This window comes from Pseudomonas brenneri (assembly GCF_007858285.1).
GTDB classification, from domain to species: domain Bacteria; phylum Pseudomonadota; class Gammaproteobacteria; order Pseudomonadales; family Pseudomonadaceae; genus Aquipseudomonas; species Aquipseudomonas brenneri.
On record NZ_VFIL01000004.1, the window covers coordinates 334,035 to 353,407 of the forward strand.

Annotated in this window: 11 protein-coding genes; 8 read left to right on the forward strand and 3 right to left on the reverse strand. The window is 61.0% G+C overall.

The annotated features are described in order from the left end of the window. Positions 1-2: 2 nt before the first annotated feature. Positions 3-479: a MarR family winged helix-turn-helix transcriptional regulator gene (locus FJD34_RS10880; protein WP_090290817.1), complete on the reverse strand. Its 477-nt coding sequence runs from the start codon at positions 477-479 to the stop codon at positions 3-5. Positions 480-675: 196 nt separating this feature from the next. On the opposite strand from FJD34_RS10880, the gene FJD34_RS10885 reads away from it, so the two are divergent. The 8 genes from FJD34_RS10885 (at position 676) to FJD34_RS10920 (ending at position 13,793) form a co-directional block, all read left to right on the forward strand. Further along, positions 676-1,647, forward strand: a complete 972-nt coding sequence (locus tag FJD34_RS10885; protein WP_050593347.1) for a fimbrial protein — start codon at positions 676-678, stop codon at positions 1,645-1,647. A gap of 54 nt (positions 1,648-1,701) precedes the next feature. After that, entirely contained in the window at positions 1,702-4,524 is a 2,823-nt protein-coding gene (locus tag FJD34_RS10890; RefSeq protein WP_090290816.1) for a response regulator, read from the forward strand. Next, positions 4,511-5,698: a response regulator cyclic di-GMP phosphodiesterase PvrR gene (gene pvrR, locus FJD34_RS10895; RefSeq protein ID WP_032860238.1), complete on the forward strand. Its 1,188-nt coding sequence runs from the start codon at positions 4,511-4,513 to the stop codon at positions 5,696-5,698. The genes FJD34_RS10890 and pvrR overlap by 14 nt, the downstream gene beginning before the upstream one ends. Before the next feature lie 62 nt (positions 5,699-5,760). Continuing rightward, positions 5,761-8,937: a hybrid sensor histidine kinase/response regulator gene (locus FJD34_RS10900; RefSeq protein ID WP_090290815.1), complete on the forward strand. Its 3,177-nt coding sequence runs from the start codon at positions 5,761-5,763 to the stop codon at positions 8,935-8,937. Positions 8,938-8,972: 35 nt separating this feature from the next. Next, entirely contained in the window at positions 8,973-9,617 is a 645-nt protein-coding gene (locus FJD34_RS10905; RefSeq protein ID WP_032860240.1) for a response regulator, read from the forward strand. Between the two features lie 136 nt (positions 9,618-9,753). Beyond that, the gene (locus FJD34_RS10910; RefSeq protein ID WP_065943672.1) at positions 9,754-10,350 is read left to right on the forward strand and encodes a fimbrial protein; all 597 of its coding nucleotides are present in this window, start codon (positions 9,754-9,756) and stop codon (positions 10,348-10,350) included. A 73-nt stretch (positions 10,351-10,423) separates the two neighbouring features. Then, on the forward strand, positions 10,424-11,173 hold the full coding sequence (locus FJD34_RS10915; protein WP_032860242.1) for a fimbrial biogenesis chaperone: 750 nt from the start codon (positions 10,424-10,426) through the stop codon (positions 11,171-11,173). Positions 11,174-11,258: 85 nt separating this feature from the next. Continuing rightward, entirely contained in the window at positions 11,259-13,793 is a 2,535-nt protein-coding gene (locus FJD34_RS10920) for a fimbria/pilus outer membrane usher protein (RefSeq protein WP_373290074.1), read from the forward strand. A gap of 132 nt (positions 13,794-13,925) precedes the next feature. Here the strand turns inward: FJD34_RS10920 and FJD34_RS10925 are convergent, their stop codons facing one another. Together FJD34_RS10925 and FJD34_RS10930 are read right to left on the reverse strand one after the other, a co-directional pair. Next, positions 13,926-17,597: a translocation/assembly module TamB domain-containing protein gene (locus FJD34_RS10925; protein WP_082445581.1), complete on the reverse strand. Its 3,672-nt coding sequence runs from the start codon at positions 17,595-17,597 to the stop codon at positions 13,926-13,928. Continuing rightward, a complete protein-coding gene (locus FJD34_RS10930) occupies positions 17,597-19,324 on the reverse strand; it encodes an autotransporter assembly complex protein TamA (protein ID WP_032860244.1) in 1,728 nt (575 codons plus the stop codon). The genes FJD34_RS10925 and FJD34_RS10930 overlap by 1 nt, the downstream gene beginning before the upstream one ends. Positions 19,325-19,373 lie beyond the last annotated feature (49 nt).

The following is a 19,373-nucleotide window of genomic DNA, read 5'->3' on the forward strand; positions in this document are numbered from 1 at the left end:
GGTTAATCAGTACGCCCTACGCGCTGCAGCGTGATGGGATCACCTGCCGCGATAAGGATTTTCTTGAGGATGCGTTCCAGGGTCTGCAACTCGCCGGGCTCCAGCACGCCGGCCAACTGGTTCAGGGCCTGGGCGCCGATCTGCGGCAACAGGTCTGCCAGGCGCTGGCCTTCAGCAGTGAGCACAAGCTGCACCTGGCGCCGATCCTGTTCGGAACGCTTGCGCGCCAGCAGGTCCTTTTGCTCCAGGCGGTCGAGCATGCGGGTCATCGAGCCACTGTCCAGGGACAGGTTGCGGCACAGTTCTGCCGGGGTATCGACGCCGAACTGGGCCATGATGATCAACACCTTGAACTGCGCGGCGGTGATGCCGTGGGGTTCCATGTGGGTATCGATGATGCGGTCCTTGAGGATCGCGGCGCGGCCCAGCAACAGGCCGAGGTGGCAGTTGTGGAAGTTTTTCGGGGTGAAGTGATCCATCGGCAAGTCACCTTATTACTGCCTAGGCAGCGAATATGTGACTAAATATTACTGCCTAGGCAGTGAATGTCAAACAAAATGCTTAGCTTGCTTGGCAATTGACTACTCAACGGTATGTTCTAAGGATCACCTGATAGGCAGCAGCGGATGGCGTGATTACCGTGTAGCCCTCCTTTGCCAGCACGTATAGCCCCTCATGCAGCGTTCAACACTTCCGCGCCCCTTGCTCACCTTCATCGTCATGATGACGCTGGCTTGCTCCTCAGTCGCCATGGCGGGCAGTTGCACGGCCACCGATTCCGTCACGCAAACCCTCAACTTCGGCGCCAGCCTGGCCAGCGCCGGCCTGACGATACCCGCCGATACTCCCAATGGCACCGTGGTCTACCAAGACACTCTGTCCGCAAGCGCTCACCTCTGGAGATGCACGGCAACCTCGCAGTACGGCGTACTCCTCAATCCGTCGCACGGGACGATCACTGGCAGGGAATCGATCTTCCCCCTGGGCAAAAGCGGGCTCTCCTACCGTATCTGGATGGATTCGTTAAACCGCTACGAACTCTCCTTGCAGCCAATCCCCTCAAACGCCAACTACGGGATCAGTGCAGGGTCGGTGCGCCTGGAAATCATCAAGACTGGCGAACTGACGGATAAAGTCAGGATCAGTGCAGGCCTCCTGGGCACTTTGCAAGACGATGATCTGATCCTGAAAAGATTCAACCTGACCAATGCCATCGTCTTGAACAGCGCCTCCTGCCAGACCCCTTCCGTCCCGGTGGACATGGGGATCGACTACACCCTCGAAGACTTCCCCCGGACTGGTCCCACCCAACGTCGAGTACCCTTCAACATTGCCCTGAAACAGTGCCAGACCGGCATCAAGAAGGTGACCTACTCGATCAAGGCCAACACCCCGGTCATCGACGCAGCCAAAGGCATTGTTGCGCTCAGCAACGACAAGACCAACGCCAAGGACATCGCCCTGCAATTGATGAATCAGGCCGGACAGCCCCTGGCACTGGATACCACCTATCCCTTCAACGCTTTCACCACGAGCGGCACCAGCTTCAACATCCCGCTGTCGGCGGCCTACTACCGCCTGGGCAGCACTGAACTCAAGGCCGGCAACGGCAACACCAGCGTGACGTTTATCGTGAACTACCTGTAGCAAACTAAGGATCGTCTGATTTTCCCTACACCCGGCGACACCTAAAGTGCCGGCATGCGATTGAAGACCTACCTGCACCAGATCAGCCCGATTCTGTCTACCCCCGACGCCGCCCGCCGCCTGTTGCGCATTTTTGCGTTGGTGGTGCTGGTGGGCATCCTGGGTGGGGTGTACAGCTTCCTGCTGTTCACGTTCAACAATGAAATTTCCCAGCGGCGCAGCTATATGAGCAGCGCCATTGCCGAAGCTCATACGTTTTTCACCACCCGAGAATCCCTGCTCGAAAGCCTCAGCCTGTCGGCCACCCGGCGCGTTAAAAATGCCGACAGCGCCGTGTCCGCCGAAGAAATCCACCTGCTGCTGGGCACCCGCCCCGCCAAGCAATGGAGTATCTGGCTGACCCAGCGCATGCGCGATTACCTCAAGGACAAGCAACTCAACCTGATCTACGTCACCAGTGGCGCCGAGGCCAAGGTGCTGCGCCTGTACAACGCCACCCCGCCAGCGAGTGATTTGCCAAAGGACCTGCTCAAGCAATTGGACCACCTGAAACAGGTAAACCCTCCCGCCCTGCAAGAACTGTGGCTGACCCAAAGCACCCAAGGCCACTCCCAGTTGTACATTTTCATTCGCCTGGACGAGCGCGATGCGGACTCCGGCTGGCTGGGCCTGGAAATGGATGACCGCGAAGTCTCCAACACCCTGAGCGATCACAGCGCCGGGGAGTTCACCATGTTCAACTCCCAAGGGTTGCCGTTGTTCAGCAACAGCGCCCGGCCCCAGGCCAGCCAGGCCTTGCCGCGCCTGCTGCAACATGATTTCTTTGGTTTTGTCGGCAATGGATGGCTGCCCGAGCAACTGGTGCTGCGCAAACAGCTGAAGTCCTCGGACTGGCAACTGACCTACTCCATCGACCTGCGTGCGGTGCTGTTATCGTTGTGGCCACAACTGCTCGGCGCCCTGGCGTTCTGTGTGTTTGGTATCAGCCTGGTGTGGCTGCTGACCCGCCGCATTGAACACCGCTTCATTGCGCCCGCGATCCACCGTATCCAGGCCCTGGTGGAAAGCGAGCTGTTCAGCCGTGACGTGATCCAGACCGCCCCTGTGGCCCTGTGTGTATTGCGCCGCACCGACGGCCAAGTGGTGCTGGAAAACACCCTGTGCCAGCAATGGCTGGGCCAGAGCGGTGAACGCGAACAGCTGAGCCCTGGCTGGATCCGCCAAGCCTTCGATACCCAGGCGCCGACGCTTTCCGATTACTTTGAAACCGCCGACGGCCGCCACCTGTACCTTAGCTGTGCGCCCACCCGCTACAAAGGTGAGGACGTGTTGCTGTGCGCCTTCAGCGACATCAGTACGCGCACCGAGATCGAAGCGGCGCTGGAGCAGGCGCGGCAACTGGCCGACGCCGCCAATGAGGCCAAGACCCTGTTCCTGGCGACCATGAGCCATGAAATCCGCACCCCGCTGTATGGCGTATTGGGCACCCTGGAACTGCTGGCCCGCACCCATCTGGACCCGCAACAGAAAAGCTACCTGCAAGCCATAGAAGGCTCCTCCGCTACCTTGTTGCAATTGATCTGCGACGTGCTCGACGTGTCCAAGATCGAGGCCGGGCAACTGGCCCTGGAACTGAGCGAGTTTTCCACCCTGGCCCTGGTCCAGGAAGTGGTCCACGGCTATGCCGCGGCGGCCCAGAGCAAGGGCTTGCACCTGTATGCCTGCATCGACCCACAGATGCCCGACCGGGTCATCGGCGACATCAGCCGGATCCGCCAGATCCTCAACAATCTGTTGAGCAATGCCGTGAAGTTCACCGACTCCGGGCGCATCGTCTTGCGGGCCACGTTGTTGAGCCGCGATGGCGAACGCGCCAGCGTGCAATGGCAGGTCTCGGACACCGGCAAAGGCATCGCCGGTGACGATCAACCGTTTATTTTCGACCCGTTCTACCAGACCGCCGGCAACACCAATGTAGTGGCCGGAACCGGCCTGGGCCTGCCGATCTGCCTGCGCCTCACACACTTGATGAATGGCAGCCTGCGCATGGTCAGCGAGACCGGGCTGGGCAGCAGTTTTTCCCTGACCCTGCCGCTGGTGGAGTGCGCCAAAGACGTGTTGCCCGCCAGCATGACGGCCTTGTTGCCAGACGTCATTTACGTGGTGTCGCCGGTCCGCGAACTGGCCGAGGCCGTCAGCGGCTGGTTGCGCCGCTGGGGCGCCCGCCCGCAGATCGGCTTGCCATCGGCCATGGACCCGGCCGGCGCGGGCCTGTTGATCGAGCTGCACCCCGGCCAGGCCGAGCTACGCCTGGCACCGCAGTGGAACGGGCCACTGGTGCTGGCCAGCAGCGACGGCTGCACAGTGCCGCAGATCATGCTGGGCGGCTGCAAAGTCAACCTCAATGACCTGCACGCCATTCACCACGCGGTGAGCCAGGCCCAGGGCATACCGGTGGCGACACCCCAGGCGAGCCATGAGCAGCGCCATCTGCGCAAGTTGCACCTGCATATCCTGGTGGCCGAGGACAACGTCATCAATCAACTGATCCTGCGCGATCAATTAGAAGAGCTGGGCTGCACCGTGGAACTCACCTCGGACGGCGAAGAAGCCCTGTCACGCTGGCGCGCTGGAACGTTCGACATCGTGCTGAGCGACGTCAACATGCCCAAGCTCAACGGCTACGCACTGGCCCAGGAACTACGACGCCTGGGCTGCAACGTGCCAATCATCGGCGCCACCGCCAACGCCATGCGTGGCGAAGCAGCCTTATGCCTGGCGGCCGGGATGAATCACTGCCTGGTCAAACCCTTCACCCTGCGAGCCTTGTTCAATGAACTGGCTCCCTATGAACGAGCCCTCCATGAATCGCTGTAGCATTTTGATCGTCGAAGACCACCCCTTCCAGCATCAGTACCTGCAGCATCTGTTCAGTGAGCTGGGGGATTTCCATGTGGAATCGGCGCGCGATGGCGAAGAGGCATTGACCTGTCTACGCCGGCGCACTTTCGACCTGGTGCTGACCGACCTGCTGATGCCCGGCATGGACGGTGTGCAATTTATCCAGGGCCTGGCCACTCTGCGCGCCAAGCCGGCACTGGCGATCATGAGCGCCGCCTCCCGACGCATGCTGATGAGCGCAAGCCTGGTGGCGAGTAACCTGCAAGTGAATGTGATCGGGCTGATATCCAAGCCGGTGAACATCGCAGCCTTGCGCAACCTCACCGAGCAATTGCTGGGCCTGCGCCAGGTGGTACTGCCCGAAACGGCGCCGGGCATCGAGCGCCAGGCCATTCTTGAAGCCCTGGACAACGGCGAGTTGCAAGCCTGGTTCCAACCCAAGAAAGCCCTGGCCAACGCGCGCATTGTCGCCGCCGAAGCCCTGGTGCGCTGGATCCACCCCGAGTACGGCGTGTTGCTGCCCGGTGCATTCCTGCCCGCACTCAAGGCCTACAGCCTGGAGGAGCGCCTGCTGTGGCGGGTACTGGAACAGGCCATCGCCGCCCAGGCCCGCTGGCGGGTACAGGGCTATGACATCCCGGTGTCGATCAACCTGCCCACGCACCTGCTCAACAGCTATGACCTGGCCGACCGCATCCTCGCTTTCGTCCTGGAACACCAGGGCATTCCCGGGCGCATTTGTTTCGAGTTGATGGAGTGCTCGGTGCCCCAGGACATCAGTAATTTCTACGCCGGCGCCTGCCGTTTGCGGATCAAGGGCTTTGGCCTGTCCCAGGATGACTTCGGCAAGGGCTACAGTTCGTACATGAACCTGGTGTCGACGCCGTTTACCGAACTGAAGATCGACCGCGCACTGGTCCAGGGCTGCAACGACAACGAAGAACTGGCACAGGCACTGACCAGCATTGTCGCCCTCGGCCGACAATTGGGCCTGACCGTAGTGGCCGAAGGCGTGGAAACCGCGCAAGAACTTGCGCTGTTGCGTAAGATCGACTGCACTCAGGTCCAGGGCTTCCTGATTTCCCACGCGGTCTCTTCAGACCAGTTCCAGCAGTTGCTGAACCAGGACGGTCCGGCAAGCACCTATTGAGACTTTATTTCAGAGGCCATTGTGTCCGACCGTTTTCCCCTTCCCGCCTGCCGGGTCGCGTAATGAATCAGCCCAATGCCTTCCTGGAGAAACTGGCCAGCAGTTCACTGCGCCTGAACAAAGGCTTGATGGTGCTCGGCGCCCTGGTGCTGGTGCTGGCGGGGATCAGCTACGTGGGCGTGCAACGCATGATCGGCGAACAGAGCGACACCACGCGTTTTCACTTTGCCCGGTTGATGGAAAACATCGCGGAACAACAGGCCTTTCTTGCCACGGTTTCCCAGCAAAGTGCCCAGGGCGACCTGTTGCCACCGTTGACCTCTGCACAGCCCACACCCAGGGCGTTGCCCGAGCAGGGGCCGAATATTTATGAAGGCCGGGAGTTCAGCTATTCCCTGCCTTACAGCGTGAAGCTCAACCCGGCACGTATTGCCCCCAGCCAACGCACCAAGGTGTTTGACCTGGCCGCCCACCTGACGGCTTTCTACAGCGCCTTCTGGTCGGCTTCGCACTATCAGTCACCCCAGGTTCTGCTGTTCAACGGGCCGGACAACTTTGATATTTCGGTACCTTCAGCCGGTGCCCTGCGTGATGCAGGGCAGATCCAGGGCGGGGCCTTTGCCGATGTGGTGCACCGGGTAGAAACCAGCCTGCACGAAAACCCTCGCCAACCGCCGGACAACCAAGTCCACTGGAAAGCCTTCGGTGACGCCTCCAGCAGCGCGGTGACCCCCACCTTGCTCGCCTATATCCACATTGACCTGGCCCCGACAAGCCTGCATATCCAGGGCGCCAGCAGCCATGTACTGGTCGCCTCGCTGCTGGCACCGTCCCAGGTCAATAACATCGAGCGCCTCATGCAGTGGTCGATCTACGACCACTTCACCCTGATCGCACCGTCCGGCGAAGTGCTGGCCGGGGCCCAGAACGCAGGAAAAGTCCTGGAAAACGGGGTGAACTTCACCCGTGATGGGCTGGTGTTCAAGCTGACCAGCCCCGATGCACAACCCTGGACGGCGATCTATGTCATCGGTTTCAAGAGTTTCTTGAGCTATGCCTTGTGGCCGCTGCTGTGCCTGGCCGTGCTGATACTGGCAGGCCTGGGCGGCGGCCGAGCCTTCAATCGCTGGTACAAAAACCATGTAATCCTGCCCGCCCACCAGGCCCACGCCAGCATTGCCGAAAGCGAAGCCTTCAGCCGTGCCGTGATCGATACCGCACCGGCCGGCCTGTGCGTGATACGCCGCAGCGACCATCACGTGCTGCTGGAAAACCAGCGCGCGCGGCAGTGGCAAGGCACGCCAAAGCTGATCAATGCCCTGTGCCAGCACTGCAACCTCAGCGAGTCCGGCCAGGCCGACCTGGAGATCGACGGGCGCCATCTGCAAGTGGCCTTCATCAATACCCGCTATCAAGGCCAGGACGCCTGGCTGTGTGCCTTCCATGATGTGACGCGGCATATCGAAGATGCGATTGCCCTGGAAGACGCCCGCCACGCCGCCGACTCGGCCAATGAAGCCAAGACCCGCTTCCTGGCGACCATGAGCCATGAAATCCGCACGCCTTTGTACGGCGTACTCGGCACCCTGGAATTACTCGGACTGACGCCGCTGCAACCGCGCCAGCAGGATTACCTGCACACCATCCAGCGCTCCTCCGCCACGCTGTTCCAACTGATCAGCGATGTGCTGGATGTGTCGAAGATCGAGTCCGGGCAAATGACCCTGGAAGCCCAGGACTTCTGCCCCCTGGAATTGACCGAGGACACCGTGCGCACCTACAGCGCCTTTGCCCGGGCCAAAGGCTTGCAACTCTATGCCTGCATCGACGCGACGGTGCCGGACCGGGTGCGGGGCGATCCGTTGCGGATCCGGCAGATTCTCAACAACCTGCTGAGCAATGCCATCAAGTTCACTGACCACGGGCGAGTGGTGCTGCGGCTACGCTCACTGGATGCCGACCGGGCGCGCCTGCAATGGCAGGTCAGCGACTCGGGCGTGGGCATTTCACAGGCCCAGCAGGTGCAGTTGTTCGACCCGTTCTATCAGGTCCACGGCACCGGCCATCAAACCGGTGCGGGGCTGGGCCTGGCGATCTGCAAATGGTTGTGCGAGTTGATGGCAGGCTCGCTGACCGTCGTCAGCGAGCCTGGCCTGGGCAGCAGCTTTACCCTGCAACTGGACCTTGAACCGGTAGCCGGCACACTGGCCGACTGCCCCGAGTTCGCGCCGCAGGCGCCTGCGATTTATGTGCGCGCACCAGTGCCGGAGTTGGCGCAGCACCTGTGCGCCTGGCTCAATCGCCTGGGCGTGGAAGCCAGCCCTCAGTTGCCACCAGCCCTGTCGTCAGCCGTGTGGGTGGATGTATTGCCGAGCGCCAAAGATGCGCCCTGGCCTGGATCACGGGTCATCGCCAGCGCCGACGGGCCAAACCCGCCGGCCTACGCGGGCGGCGCCTGGCAGGTCGATGCCTATGATGTACGCGCGATTGCCTGGGCCGTGTGCCTGGCGCAGGCTGGCAGCACAGGACCGAGCCGGCCAGCGCAGCCCGAACACACGCAACGCCTGAACCTGAAGGTCCTGGTGGCCGAAGACAACCCGATCAATTCAGCGATCATCAAGGAACAACTCGAAGCCCTCGGCTGCTCGGTGGTGACCGCCGTCAACGGCGAGCAGGCTCTGGTGCAGTGGCGGCCTGGGCAGTTCGACCTGGTGCTGACTGACGTCAATATGCCGCTGATGAATGGCTATGAACTGGCCCAGGCCCTGCGCCAACAAGATGCCGATATACCCATCATCGGCGTCACGGCCAACGCCTTGCGCGAGGAAGGCGAGCACTGCGCGGCGGTCGGCATGAACGCCTGGATGGTCAAGCCACTGAGCTTGTCTACCTTGCGCAAGCAACTGTTGCTGCATTGCAAGGCAAACGTGGCAGAGCCTGGCATCGTCGTGATGGACCAGGTGCAGTTATCGCCGAAAATGCGTGAGCTGTTTGCCAGCACCCTACAGGTCGATATACAGGGTGTGCGCGCAGCACTGGAGCGTGCCGATGCCAATGCCGTTGCCCAGCAACTGCACAGCATGGCCGGCGCCCTGGGCGCGGTGCGGGCAGAAAACCTGGCCACGGCCTTTGTTGACCTTGAGTGCCGGTTGATGGGCTTGAGCGTCACCCCCGCCCTGGCACAGGAGGTTCGGGGGCAGCTCGAACGCCTGGAGGCTTTAATCAATACGCTTGGGTAACTTCACCGTCTTTTCGCCCTTATGGATATTGCGTCATGGAAAAGTTAAACGTAGTCATTGCCGACGATCATCCGATCGTACTGGTGGGCGTTCGCGAGTTGGTAGAGCGCGATAAGCGCTTCAACGTGGTGGGCGAAGCCCTGGACTCCACCGAACTGGTCAACCTGCTTGAGCAGCAGTCGGTCGACGTGGTGATCACCGACTTCAATATGCCGGCCGACTCCCCCTACGGCGACGGCCTCAAGCTGGTGGAGTACCTGACGCGGCACTTTCCTGCGGTGCATATCCTGGTGCTGACGATGATCTCCAACCCGCTGATCCTGACCCGCTTGCAGGAGCTCGGGGTGGTCGGGGTGATCCAGAAGAACCAACTGCACGACGAAATCCAGGTAGCGCTCAAGTCCATCGCCAATGGCACGCCTTTCCACAGTGCCGGGCCACAATCGACTTCGGTCATTGAATCCGTCGACCTGGACGAACGCTTCACCCTGTTATCGCCCAAGGAACACGAAATATTGCGCCTGTTCATCAGCGGGCAAAGTGTCAATGAGATTGCACGGGGGTTGAATAGAAGCGCCAAGACCATCAGTACGCAAAAAGTATCGGCCATGCGCAAACTGGAAGTTACCAGCGACCAGGCGTTACTTGCTTACTGTATCGAGCGCAAACTTTTCAACTAACAATAACAACTAAAAAACCCTGCGGCAGCGCTCAAATCCGCGCTTCTAAGGATCGTCTGATTCCTCCCTTTGGGGGGGTTCTATATCGTGTTCTGGCACTTCATAGAACCTCTTAACCCAAACAATGGAATTGAGCATGAAAAAGCTTTCCCTCGCACTTCTGACCCTTTCGATGTTCGCCGCCACTGGCGCCGCTTATGCAGCTGGAGGTGATCCGGTAGCTCCTGTCAAGGCTGGCAGCGGCACCATCAACTTCACCGGCGTGATCAACAACGACGCATGTTCCGTTGAAGGCGCTGGCCTCAACAAAAACATTTCCGTGGAAATGGGTGAAGTGTCCATCAAGGACATGGGCACTGCTGCTGCACCGATTGGCAGCGGCAAACTGAGCGCTGAAAACTTCGACATGAAGATCAACTGCAACGCGGGTACCAAAGTGGCGATGCTCTTTGAACCCACCCGAGGCGCAGGCACGGGCATCGTGGCCGGCACCAAGGTCTTGAACGTGATTGGTGGTCTGGGCGCTGCCAAGAACGTCGGTATTGCCCTGCTCGACGCCAATGGCGCGATCATCGACCTGAGCTCGCCAGCCGCGGCCAAGATCGAGAGCAATCTGCAAGATAGCAACGCAACGCTGAAGTTCTCCGCAGCCTACGTCACCACTGCTGCACTGGACACCGTGGTTGCCGGTCGTGCTGACGCTACCCTGCCGTTCACCCTGCAATACGAATAAACCTGCAACACGCCTGAACCCTGGTGCGGGGCTTTACAGCCCCGCCCTTTCTTCCAAACCAGCGGTACTCATCATGTTTTCTCATTCCTCTCGGTCATTGTGCCTGGGCCTGCTTGGCCTGTTCGCCATCAGCCAGGCCCATGCCAGCATTTCCCTGAGCGCCACCCGCCTGGTGTTCGACGGCCAGCACAAGGAAGCCGGCATTACCGTGCGCAACAGCGGTGACGCCGTGCTGATCCAGTCCTGGATCGATACCGACAGCGCTGATGCAAACTCAGTGCCTTTTGCAGTCACCCCGCCGTTGGCCCGGGTCAGTGGCCAGGAGCAGCAGTTACTGCGGGTGATCTACGAAGGCAAAGGCATGCCAACCGACAAAGAGTCGGTGGTCTGGCTCAACGTCCAGGAAATCCCCCAGGCCTCGAAAACACAAAACACCTTGCAGCTTGCAGTGCGCCAGCGCATCAAGGTGTTCTTCCGCCCTGCCGGGCTGGAATCCAACGCCTATCAGGCCCCAGTAGCGTTGTTATGGCGCCTGGAAGAGCGTGCTGGCAAAACCGTCCTGCGTGTCAATAATCCGGGGCTTTATCACGTTTCAATCGCGGATATAACACTTGAGTCAGGGCAACTAAAAGATAAGCCTTTTGATTCAACGATGATTGCACCCGGCGAACAAAAAGAGTTTGCACTGAAACAGCTAGATCGCACCCACACAGCCACATTGCTATTTAGCAGCATCAACGATTACGGCGCACAAGATCGATATACCGCGAAACTGTCCAACACTGCCGACTCCCAGGCCACACCAGACAAAGAGTCGCCTTAACGTACCTGCCTGGTTGGCACACGTACTTCTACCGTATTTCTCTTCGCTCCGTTAGTTCGTATCGGAGGTGATATAGGTTTCCTACATGTTTTTATTTATGCGCAGCAGATTAAATCTTGGCGGGAACCGCTGTGGGCGGCTGACTCAGTGGGCGCCACTGCTTATTGTCATCACCTCCAGCACCACGTGCCTGGCCGAAGGCAGCGAGCAGGACTCCACTGAACAGTTCAACACCACGTTTCTGCAAGGCGCACCGTCCTCCGTCGACCTGCAACTGCTGCTGGCAGCCAACAGTGTGTTGCCTGGCAACTACCGGGTTGACCTCTACAGCAACGACACCCTGGTGGGCCGTCGCGATATCGACTTTCGCCGCAACCCCGCCAACGGCAAGGTTGATCCTTGCCTGACCCTGGAAATGCTGCAACAACTGGGCATCGACATCGCCAAACTGCAAGCCAGTGAAAAACTCACCCTCGATGACCCACAAGCCTGTTATGACCTGCCCGCCCTGATTGAGCACGCCAGCGTGCGCTACGACGTCCCCCGCCTGCGCCTGCTGGTCAGCGTGCCGCAACAGGCCATGGAGCGCGGCCGCCGTGGCTACGTGGACCCGGCCTTGTGGGACGACGGCGTGTCGGCGGCGTTTATCAACTATCAGTTGAGCAGCAACCGTAACCACACCGACTACAACACCACGCTGTCCAATAACCTGGGCCTGCGCAACGGCATCAACCTGGGCGCGTGGCGGCTGCGCAACGAGTCGAACTTCAACAGCAGCACCGGCCGACCCAGCACCTTCAAGAGCAACCGCAGTTACCTGCAACATGACGTGACCGCCTTGAAGGGCCAATTCAGCGCCGGCGATATCTTCTCCGATGCCGACCTGTTCGACAGCGTGCGCTATCGCGGGCTGAAACTGGCGTCCGACGAGGGCATGCGCGCCGACAGTGAGCGCGGCTATGCGCCGATCATCCGTGGCGTGGCGCAGACCAGCGCGACCGTGGAGATCCGCCAGAACAACTACATCCTGTACACCGCCAACGTGCCGCCGGGCCCGTTCGAAATCAGCGATATCTACCCCAGCGGTTCCAACGGCGACCTGGAAGTGACCGTCATCGAAGCCGATGGTCGGCGCCGGGTCACCATGCAAGCGTTTTCCAGCCTGCCGATCATGGTTCGCCAGGGCCAGGTGAAATACAGCGTCTCGGCCGGTAAGTACAACAGCAATAACGACGACCAAGCGACGCCACAGTTTGTCAGCAGCACCCTGGCCTACGGCATCAGCAGCAACCTGTCGGGCATTGTCGGGGTGCAGGCCACGGAGAACTTCCAGGCCCTGTCCCTGGGCGCCGGTCGCAATACGCCGATTGGTGCGGTTTCGGTGGACGTGACGCACTCATCCAGCCGCACCGAGGGCCAGAAAGTCCAGGGTAATAGCCTGCGGGCGTTGTATGCCAAGACGTTCACCGGCACCGATACCAGTTTTACCCTGGCCGCCTATCGCTACTCCACTGAAGGCTATCGGACCCTGACCGACCACGTCGAGGAACTGAGCGCCGATGGCCTCAAGCGCACGGGCAACTCGAAAACCCGTACCGACCTGACCGTCAACCAGAGCCTGGGCCGCAACCAGCAGTACGGCAACGTCTATATGAACGCCAGCGACCAGCGTTATTGGGGACGCGGCGGCTCCCAGAGCGTGTCGGCGGGCTACAGCAACTACTGGGGCGAAATGAGCTACAACCTGTCAGCCACCTATTCCAAGGATGTTGGCAATTACGGGCCGGCGAACAATGACACCCTGGTCAACCTGTCGCTGTCGTTCCCCTTGGGTTCGGCACCTCGCGCGCCACGGGCATTTGTCTCTGCCAGTACGCAAAAGAACAGCGACAGCACCCAAGTGGGCATCAACGGTTACCTCTCGGAAAACAGCGACACCTACTACTCGGTGCAAGGCGGCAATAGCAGCAACGGCGGCAGTACCGGTTCGGCCAACCTCAGCACCCGCACCTCTGTCATGGACATCAGCGCAGGGTATGGCCAGGGCAGCGGCTACAACTCGCAAAACCTCAACCTGTCCGGCTCGATCGTGGGCCACGCAGGCGGTATCAACCTGGGGCAGACCGTGGGCGAGACCTTTGCCCTGGCCGAAGTGCCGGACGTGGCCGGGGTGAAAATTGGCAGCTACAGCGGCGCCGAGACAGGTCGCAACGGCTTTGCCGTGGTGTCCAACGCCCAACCCTATCGGGTGAACTGGATCAGCCTGGACACCCGCGACCTGGGGGCAGACATCGAGATCGATAACGCCACCCAACAGGTGGTACCACGCCGTGGTGCAATCGTGTTGGCGCGGTACATCAGCAAGACCGGGCGCCGCGTGCAGTTCGCGTTGTTTGATGCCCAGCGCCAGCCGATTCCATTTGGCGCGGCCATCGAGGACATGGCAGGCAAACAGATCGCGATTGCCGACCCTAGCGGCAAGGCACTGGCGCTGATGGAGCAGGACTCAGGCAACTTGGTCATCAAGTGGGGCGAGCAACAATGCCAGGCGCCCTATACGCTGGCAGAACGTGACAAGGCGCTGAACTTTGAGCGGGTGTCGCTGGTGTGCCAGCCCTAGGCTATAAAAACACTGCAAAACAATGTGGGAGCGGGCTTGCTCGCGAAAGCGTCGTATCAGCCAGCCAATTTGGTACTGATCCACCGCTTTCGCGAGCAAGCCCGCTCCCACATTTTGATTTGCGCCTGGCCGTCAGAAATCCCGTTTGTAGAAGATATCCAATGAGCTGGCCACGCCGCTGGCCACTTCCAGATACACCCTCTTGCTCAACAGATAGCGCAAGGCAATGGTGCTGGCCGGCTCAAACACCCCAACCCCGTAACGCAGGCTGAGTTTCTCGGTGATCTTGCCGCTGGCCACCACTGCCGTATTGTTGCCGCTGCCCTGGGTATCGAGTTCGAAGTCCTGGATCCCCAGGTTCTTGGCGATGTCCGAAGTCACCCCGGCACTGCCCATCAAGCCCAGGCCCAGCGCTGCCTGCGCCAGCATGTTGTTGTCTTCACCCGTAGTGCTCAACGGACGCCCCAACACCAGGTACGACAGCGCCTGCTCCTGGCTCATCGCCGGCTCCGAGAAGATCTGTGTGGTGGGCTGTTCGGCGCTACCGCTCAGGCGGATCCCGGCGATCACGTCGTCGGTCTTGCGGATGGCTTCGATGTCCAGATACGGCTGGTCGAGGGGCCCGGCAAACATCAGGCGCGCACGGCGTACATCGAGTTTCTGGCCGTAGGCACGATAGCGACCATCGTTGAGCCAGAGCTCGCCACGGGTGTCCATGTTGTCGCCGATATGCACCTGGCCCTGAACCTTGGCGGTCAGGCCGAAGCCGGCAAAGTTGAGCTGGTCCTCGCCCACCACCACGTTGATATCCATGGCCATCGCCATCGGCGGCTTGCCCTCTTCGGTCTGGCTGCCGACGATCACCGTGTCGTCCGAGACCTTGACGGTCGACGGCGGCAGTTCGCGCACGGTGATATCACCACGCGGGATGTGGACCTTGCCGGCAATCGCCAACTTGTCGTCCTTGAGGGTGATTTTCAGGTCCGGCGCCACTTCAAGTTCCGCGTAGGGTTCGACCGTGACCGGCAGTTGCGAGCCTTGCAGGCTGAGATCGACCGCCAGGGCGCGGCCCCAGTCGATCTGGCCCTTGAGGCTGCCCTGCCCGGCCTTGCCACTGCGCCAGCCGCCGTTGAGTTGCACGCTTTCACCGGCAATCAGCGCCTGCAGGTTCAGACCTTCGAGGCTGATGGGCAGTTCAGGTCCGGAAATCTCACCGGCGATCAGGTTGACGTTGCCGTTGACCTGCGGCGCCAGCAGCCCGCCGGAAATCCGCCCGCTGCCGTTGAGCTTGCCGTTGAGGGTTTCCACCATCGGCACGAACGGCCGTGCTACCGCAAGATCGAGGCCGGTAAGGCTGAAATTGCCGGAGATCGGCTTGTTCTTCGCCAGTGGGTTGATCTGCGCCTGCAACAACAACTCACCGAGCTTGCCGCCGCGGAAATTCAGCTGGGTATCAATGCGCGTGGGATTGAGCGTGGTTTCCAGCTTGAGGGTGTCGTAGGGGAAATCCAGCCACTGGTCCTTGTCCTTGACACGCAAGGTACCGCCGCTGGCATCCACCGAGACCAGACCTTTGGGGCCGCTGGCCGGCAGGTCGAGCTGGATATCGGCGTTGAGCTTGCCCTGCCAGGCAAAATCCTTGGGCAGCCATTGCGCCAGGCTGTCGATGGGGAATTGCTTGAGGTGGTAGCGCAGCTTGGGATCGGGCATCAGACGCTGGTCTTCACCACACAGGCTGGCGGGCCCGGAGACCCAGCAATGGGCGGCGAAGGTCAGCTTGCCGTCGGCCATGCGCTCGATTTTCGCCGGGGCTTGCAGCTTCCAGTCCTGGCCACCGGCCTGTATATCACCGCTGGCCAAGCGCCCGCGCCAGTTGCCTTGGTCGAGGTTGCCGTCCAGGGCCAGGGCCAGCTTGACCAGCGGCCCCATCAGGTCCAGTTGGACTTTCTGGCTCTTGATATCGCCCTGGGCGCTGGCGGTCAGGGTGCCGAGCTGGGTGTCACCGGCCTGGATGCCGCTGCCCTTGAGGTCGATCTTCGCGCGCTGGGCATTATCCAGGGTGGCGTCCAGGCTGAGGGCTTGCAGGCGATTATCTTCAAATGCCAGTTGCTGGCCCTTGAGGTCGAGCTTGCCTTGCGGCGCCTTCAAGGTACCGGCCACGTCGAGCCGGCCATTGACCTGCCCACGCAACTGCGGCCACAACTGGGCCAGGCGCGCGAGCTTGATATCAATCTGCCCAGCCAGGCGTTGTTGCAGGCTGCCACTGCCGTTGATGCGGTTGTCGCCCAGGCGGATATCCAGGTTGGCCAGGGTCCACTGCTCGCCCGCACCCTCGGCCTTGGCGGCCAGCACGGCGGTTTGGCCGCGCAGACGGCCCTTGAGGTCGAGGTCGGCATTGAGCTTGAGTTGCTCGTTTTTCATTTCGCCCTGGCTGCGCAGCGGCCCGGCGAGCGTGCCCGGCAGTTCCGCGACCCAGTACGCCGGGTTGATCGCCGACAGGTCCAGCGCGGTATCCCAGGCGATGCCATCGGCAAATTTCAGGTTCAGGTGGCCTTCGGCCTTGCCCTGGCCGGCAACCAGCTTCAGCTCCGGCAGGAACACTTGGGTCAGGTCGCCACTGAAGGGCGTGACCAGGCTGAACTTGCCGGCCGGGCCATCGAGGTCGGCCTTGAGATTGCCCAGGTAGTTGCCGTCTTTATAAGAGACTTCTCCATTGAAGGTACGCAGCGCTACTTGCGGCTCATCAATCACTGGGTAGAGGCGATGCCAGGGAAAGTCCAGCCAGTCGATTTTTGCGTCAGCACTGAAACCCTGCTGCCAATCCAACTGGGCACTGAGCTTGAGGCTTTGCTTGTCACCGGCCGTCAGGTCCAGGCCGGCGATCTGCGCGCCCTTGGCATCGACCCGGCCTTGCAGCAGCAGGTCGACCGGGCCTTTCTCGGCGGGCAGTACGGCTTTGCCCAGCAGTTGATAGCCTTTGCCCAGATCGCCCTTGGCGGTGAGGTCCAGTTGATTGAGCTGCAAGGTATCCGGCAGGTCGGCGCTGGCCTTGAAACCATCGGCGGTAATGCGCACCTGCGCCGGCAGGTTCTCGACCAGGGGTTGCAGCTCGCCGCTGAGCTTGGCCGGCAGGTAGCCGCTGCTGTCGGCGTCGAGCTTGAGGGTCTTGAGCAAGTTGCCCTCGACGTTCAGTGCCACCGTCCACGGCGCACCGCCAGGGGCGTAGGGCAGGCTCAAGTTGCCGGTCGCCGTCAGCGGCCAATCGCCACTTGGATTAAGCAAGCCACTGAGGTCCAACACCAGGCCGTCGCGCTGCAGGTGTACCGTGTCGATCTTCATCCCTTCGGCGGTCCAGTGTGCCGCCAGTTGCAGGCCTTTGAGCTCTTCGCTGCCATTGAACAGCAGACTACCGACGCGCACGTCGCCCAGCTCAATGGCTACGGGCAGGTTCAAGTCCGGCAGGGTAATCGGGCCACTGCTTTCTTCGGTGCTGGGCGGGAATTGCAGGCTGATCTGCTCGACGTCCAGTTGCTGGATACACAAGGTCATGCGCAGCAGGCACGCCGGCGACCAGTCGAACTTCGGCGCATTGAGTTCCACGCGGCTGCTGTCTTGTTGCCACAGCAGGCGGTCGGCGCTCCATTGCCCGCCGAGGCGGCCCTGGAAATTGTCCACGGCCAACCCCGGCACCTGGCCCAGGGTCCAGCGGCTGCCGACTTGTGTGCCCAATACGGTCCACACGGCCAGCAACACCAGGGCGATCAGCGCCACCACGCTCAAGCCCGTTATTTTCAAAGCACGCATCACAACTCAGGCCCCATGGAAAAGTGCAAACGAATACCGCCCGGATCTTCCAGGGCATGGGCCAGGTCGAGACGAATCGGGCCGACCGGCGAAACCCAGCGCACCCCCACACCGACACCGGTTTTCAGGCTCGGCAAATCCAGGTTGTTAAAGGAGTTGCCCTGATCGACAAACGTCGCGATCCGCCACTTTTCGGCGATGGAATACTGATATTCGGCGCTCAAGGCCACCATGTAGCGGCCACCGATGCGGTCGCCCTTGTTGTTTTCCGGGGACAGGGTCTGGTACTCGTAGCCGCGCACGCTCTGGTCGCCACCGGCAAAAAAGCGCAGGGATGGCGGCACGGACTTGTAGCCATTGGTGGCACTGCCGCCAAACTGCGCACGGCCGAGGAAACGGTGCTTGTCCCACACGGTGGTCAAGCCCTTGATCATGGCGGTGCCATAAAGCAGGTTGGTGTCCGAGCCCACCCCCTCCTTGGCCACCTTGGTGTCGAATTGCAGGCGGTAGCCGTTGTGCGGGTCGATGCGGTTATCACTGCGCAGGTAGGAATAGCTCAGGCCCGGCATCAGCAAATTGCTCAGGCCGGAGTCATCGCCCAGGCGGTATTCTTCGCGCTGCCATTTCAGCGAGATCACCCGTGTCCAGCCGCTGGGCAACTTGCTGTGCCATTCCGGGCCGAGGGTGAGCAGCTTGCTCACGGTGTCGGTATTGGCCATTTCTTCGTTCTGGTAACCACCGGCGAAGCGCAGCTTGTCGGTCAGCGGCGGATCGAGGGGGATGTCATACCACAGGCCGACGTTCTGCCGCGGCGCCGACAACTCGGCCTCCCAGCCATAGCTGTGGCCTTGGGGGTTGACCCAGTGACGGGTCCAGTTGGCCTTGCCGCGCGGGCCGACGTCGGTCGAGTACCCCAGGCCGAGGCCCATGGTCCGTGGTTTGCGGGTTTGCAGTTGGACGGCCACCGGGATCACATCATTGGCTGCCGCAGCCGGGGCGGCATCCACCCGCAAGCTCTCGAAAAAGCCGCTCGATTGCAGCGCCTGGTTCAGTTCGGCAATCAATTCGGAGTCGTAAGGCGTGCCACTTTTGAACGGCACCATGCGTTGCAGCAGTTCTTCGTCAAAGGGTGTATCACCGGCAAAACTGACCTTGCCAAGGGTGTAGCGCGGGCCGCTGTCGTAGACCAACTCGATATCGGCCACACCGGCCTGGGGATCGACGGATAGCTTCTGGCTGCTGAAACGACCACTGAAAAAACCGAACCGCGAGGCCTGATTCTGAATCAGGCGCTTGGCATCTTCGTAATGGCCATGGTTGAGAACGGCGCCGGACTTGAGGTCTTTACTGTCGGGGACACGAAAGGACTTGAGCTCGGCCGCCGGGCCGTCGACCCGAATCGTGACATTACGCAGATGCACGGGCTCGCCGGGGTCGATGCTGAGGATCAGGCGCGGGTTCTTGCCGCCCTTTACCTCACTGGCAATCTGCGGCTGGTAAAAGCCCAGTGCCTGGGCGGCCTTGCGGGCCTGCTCCTCGGCACCACGACTGAAGCGCTGCAAGGCTTCCTCGTCACGCTCGCCAACCCCGCCGATATAGCCTTCGATATTGGCTTTCAGCGCGTCGTTTGAAGGTTTGATGCGCACGTCCAACTCGCTTTGCGCCAATGCGCCGCAGCTTGTGAACAGCAGAATCAAGCCGCTGGTAACTCTATTGGGAAACTTCATAGGCGCGGATGCTACACGAGCAAGGGAGCACCTTAGAACCGGGAATCAT

Coding starts and splice junctions, on each gene's coding strand:
- FJD34_RS10880 (WP_090290817.1), bottom strand. CDS start 479: ATGGATCACTTCACCCCGAAAAACTTCCACAACTGCCACCTCGGCCTG.
- FJD34_RS10885 (WP_050593347.1), top strand. CDS start 676: ATGCAGCGTTCAACACTTCCGCGCCCCTTGCTCACCTTCATCGTCATG.
- FJD34_RS10890 (WP_090290816.1), top strand. CDS start 1,702: ATGCGATTGAAGACCTACCTGCACCAGATCAGCCCGATTCTGTCTACC.
- pvrR (WP_032860238.1), top strand. CDS start 4,511: ATGAATCGCTGTAGCATTTTGATCGTCGAAGACCACCCCTTCCAGCAT.
- FJD34_RS10900 (WP_090290815.1), top strand. CDS start 5,761: ATGAATCAGCCCAATGCCTTCCTGGAGAAACTGGCCAGCAGTTCACTG.
- FJD34_RS10905 (WP_032860240.1), top strand. CDS start 8,973: ATGGAAAAGTTAAACGTAGTCATTGCCGACGATCATCCGATCGTACTG.
- FJD34_RS10910 (WP_065943672.1), top strand. CDS start 9,754: ATGAAAAAGCTTTCCCTCGCACTTCTGACCCTTTCGATGTTCGCCGCC.
- FJD34_RS10915 (WP_032860242.1), top strand. CDS start 10,424: ATGTTTTCTCATTCCTCTCGGTCATTGTGCCTGGGCCTGCTTGGCCTG.
- FJD34_RS10920 (WP_373290074.1), top strand. CDS start 11,259: ATGTTTTTATTTATGCGCAGCAGATTAAATCTTGGCGGGAACCGCTGT.
- FJD34_RS10925 (WP_082445581.1), bottom strand. CDS start 17,597: ATGCGTGCTTTGAAAATAACGGGCTTGAGCGTGGTGGCGCTGATCGCC.
- FJD34_RS10930 (WP_032860244.1), bottom strand. CDS start 19,324: ATGAAGTTTCCCAATAGAGTTACCAGCGGCTTGATTCTGCTGTTCACA.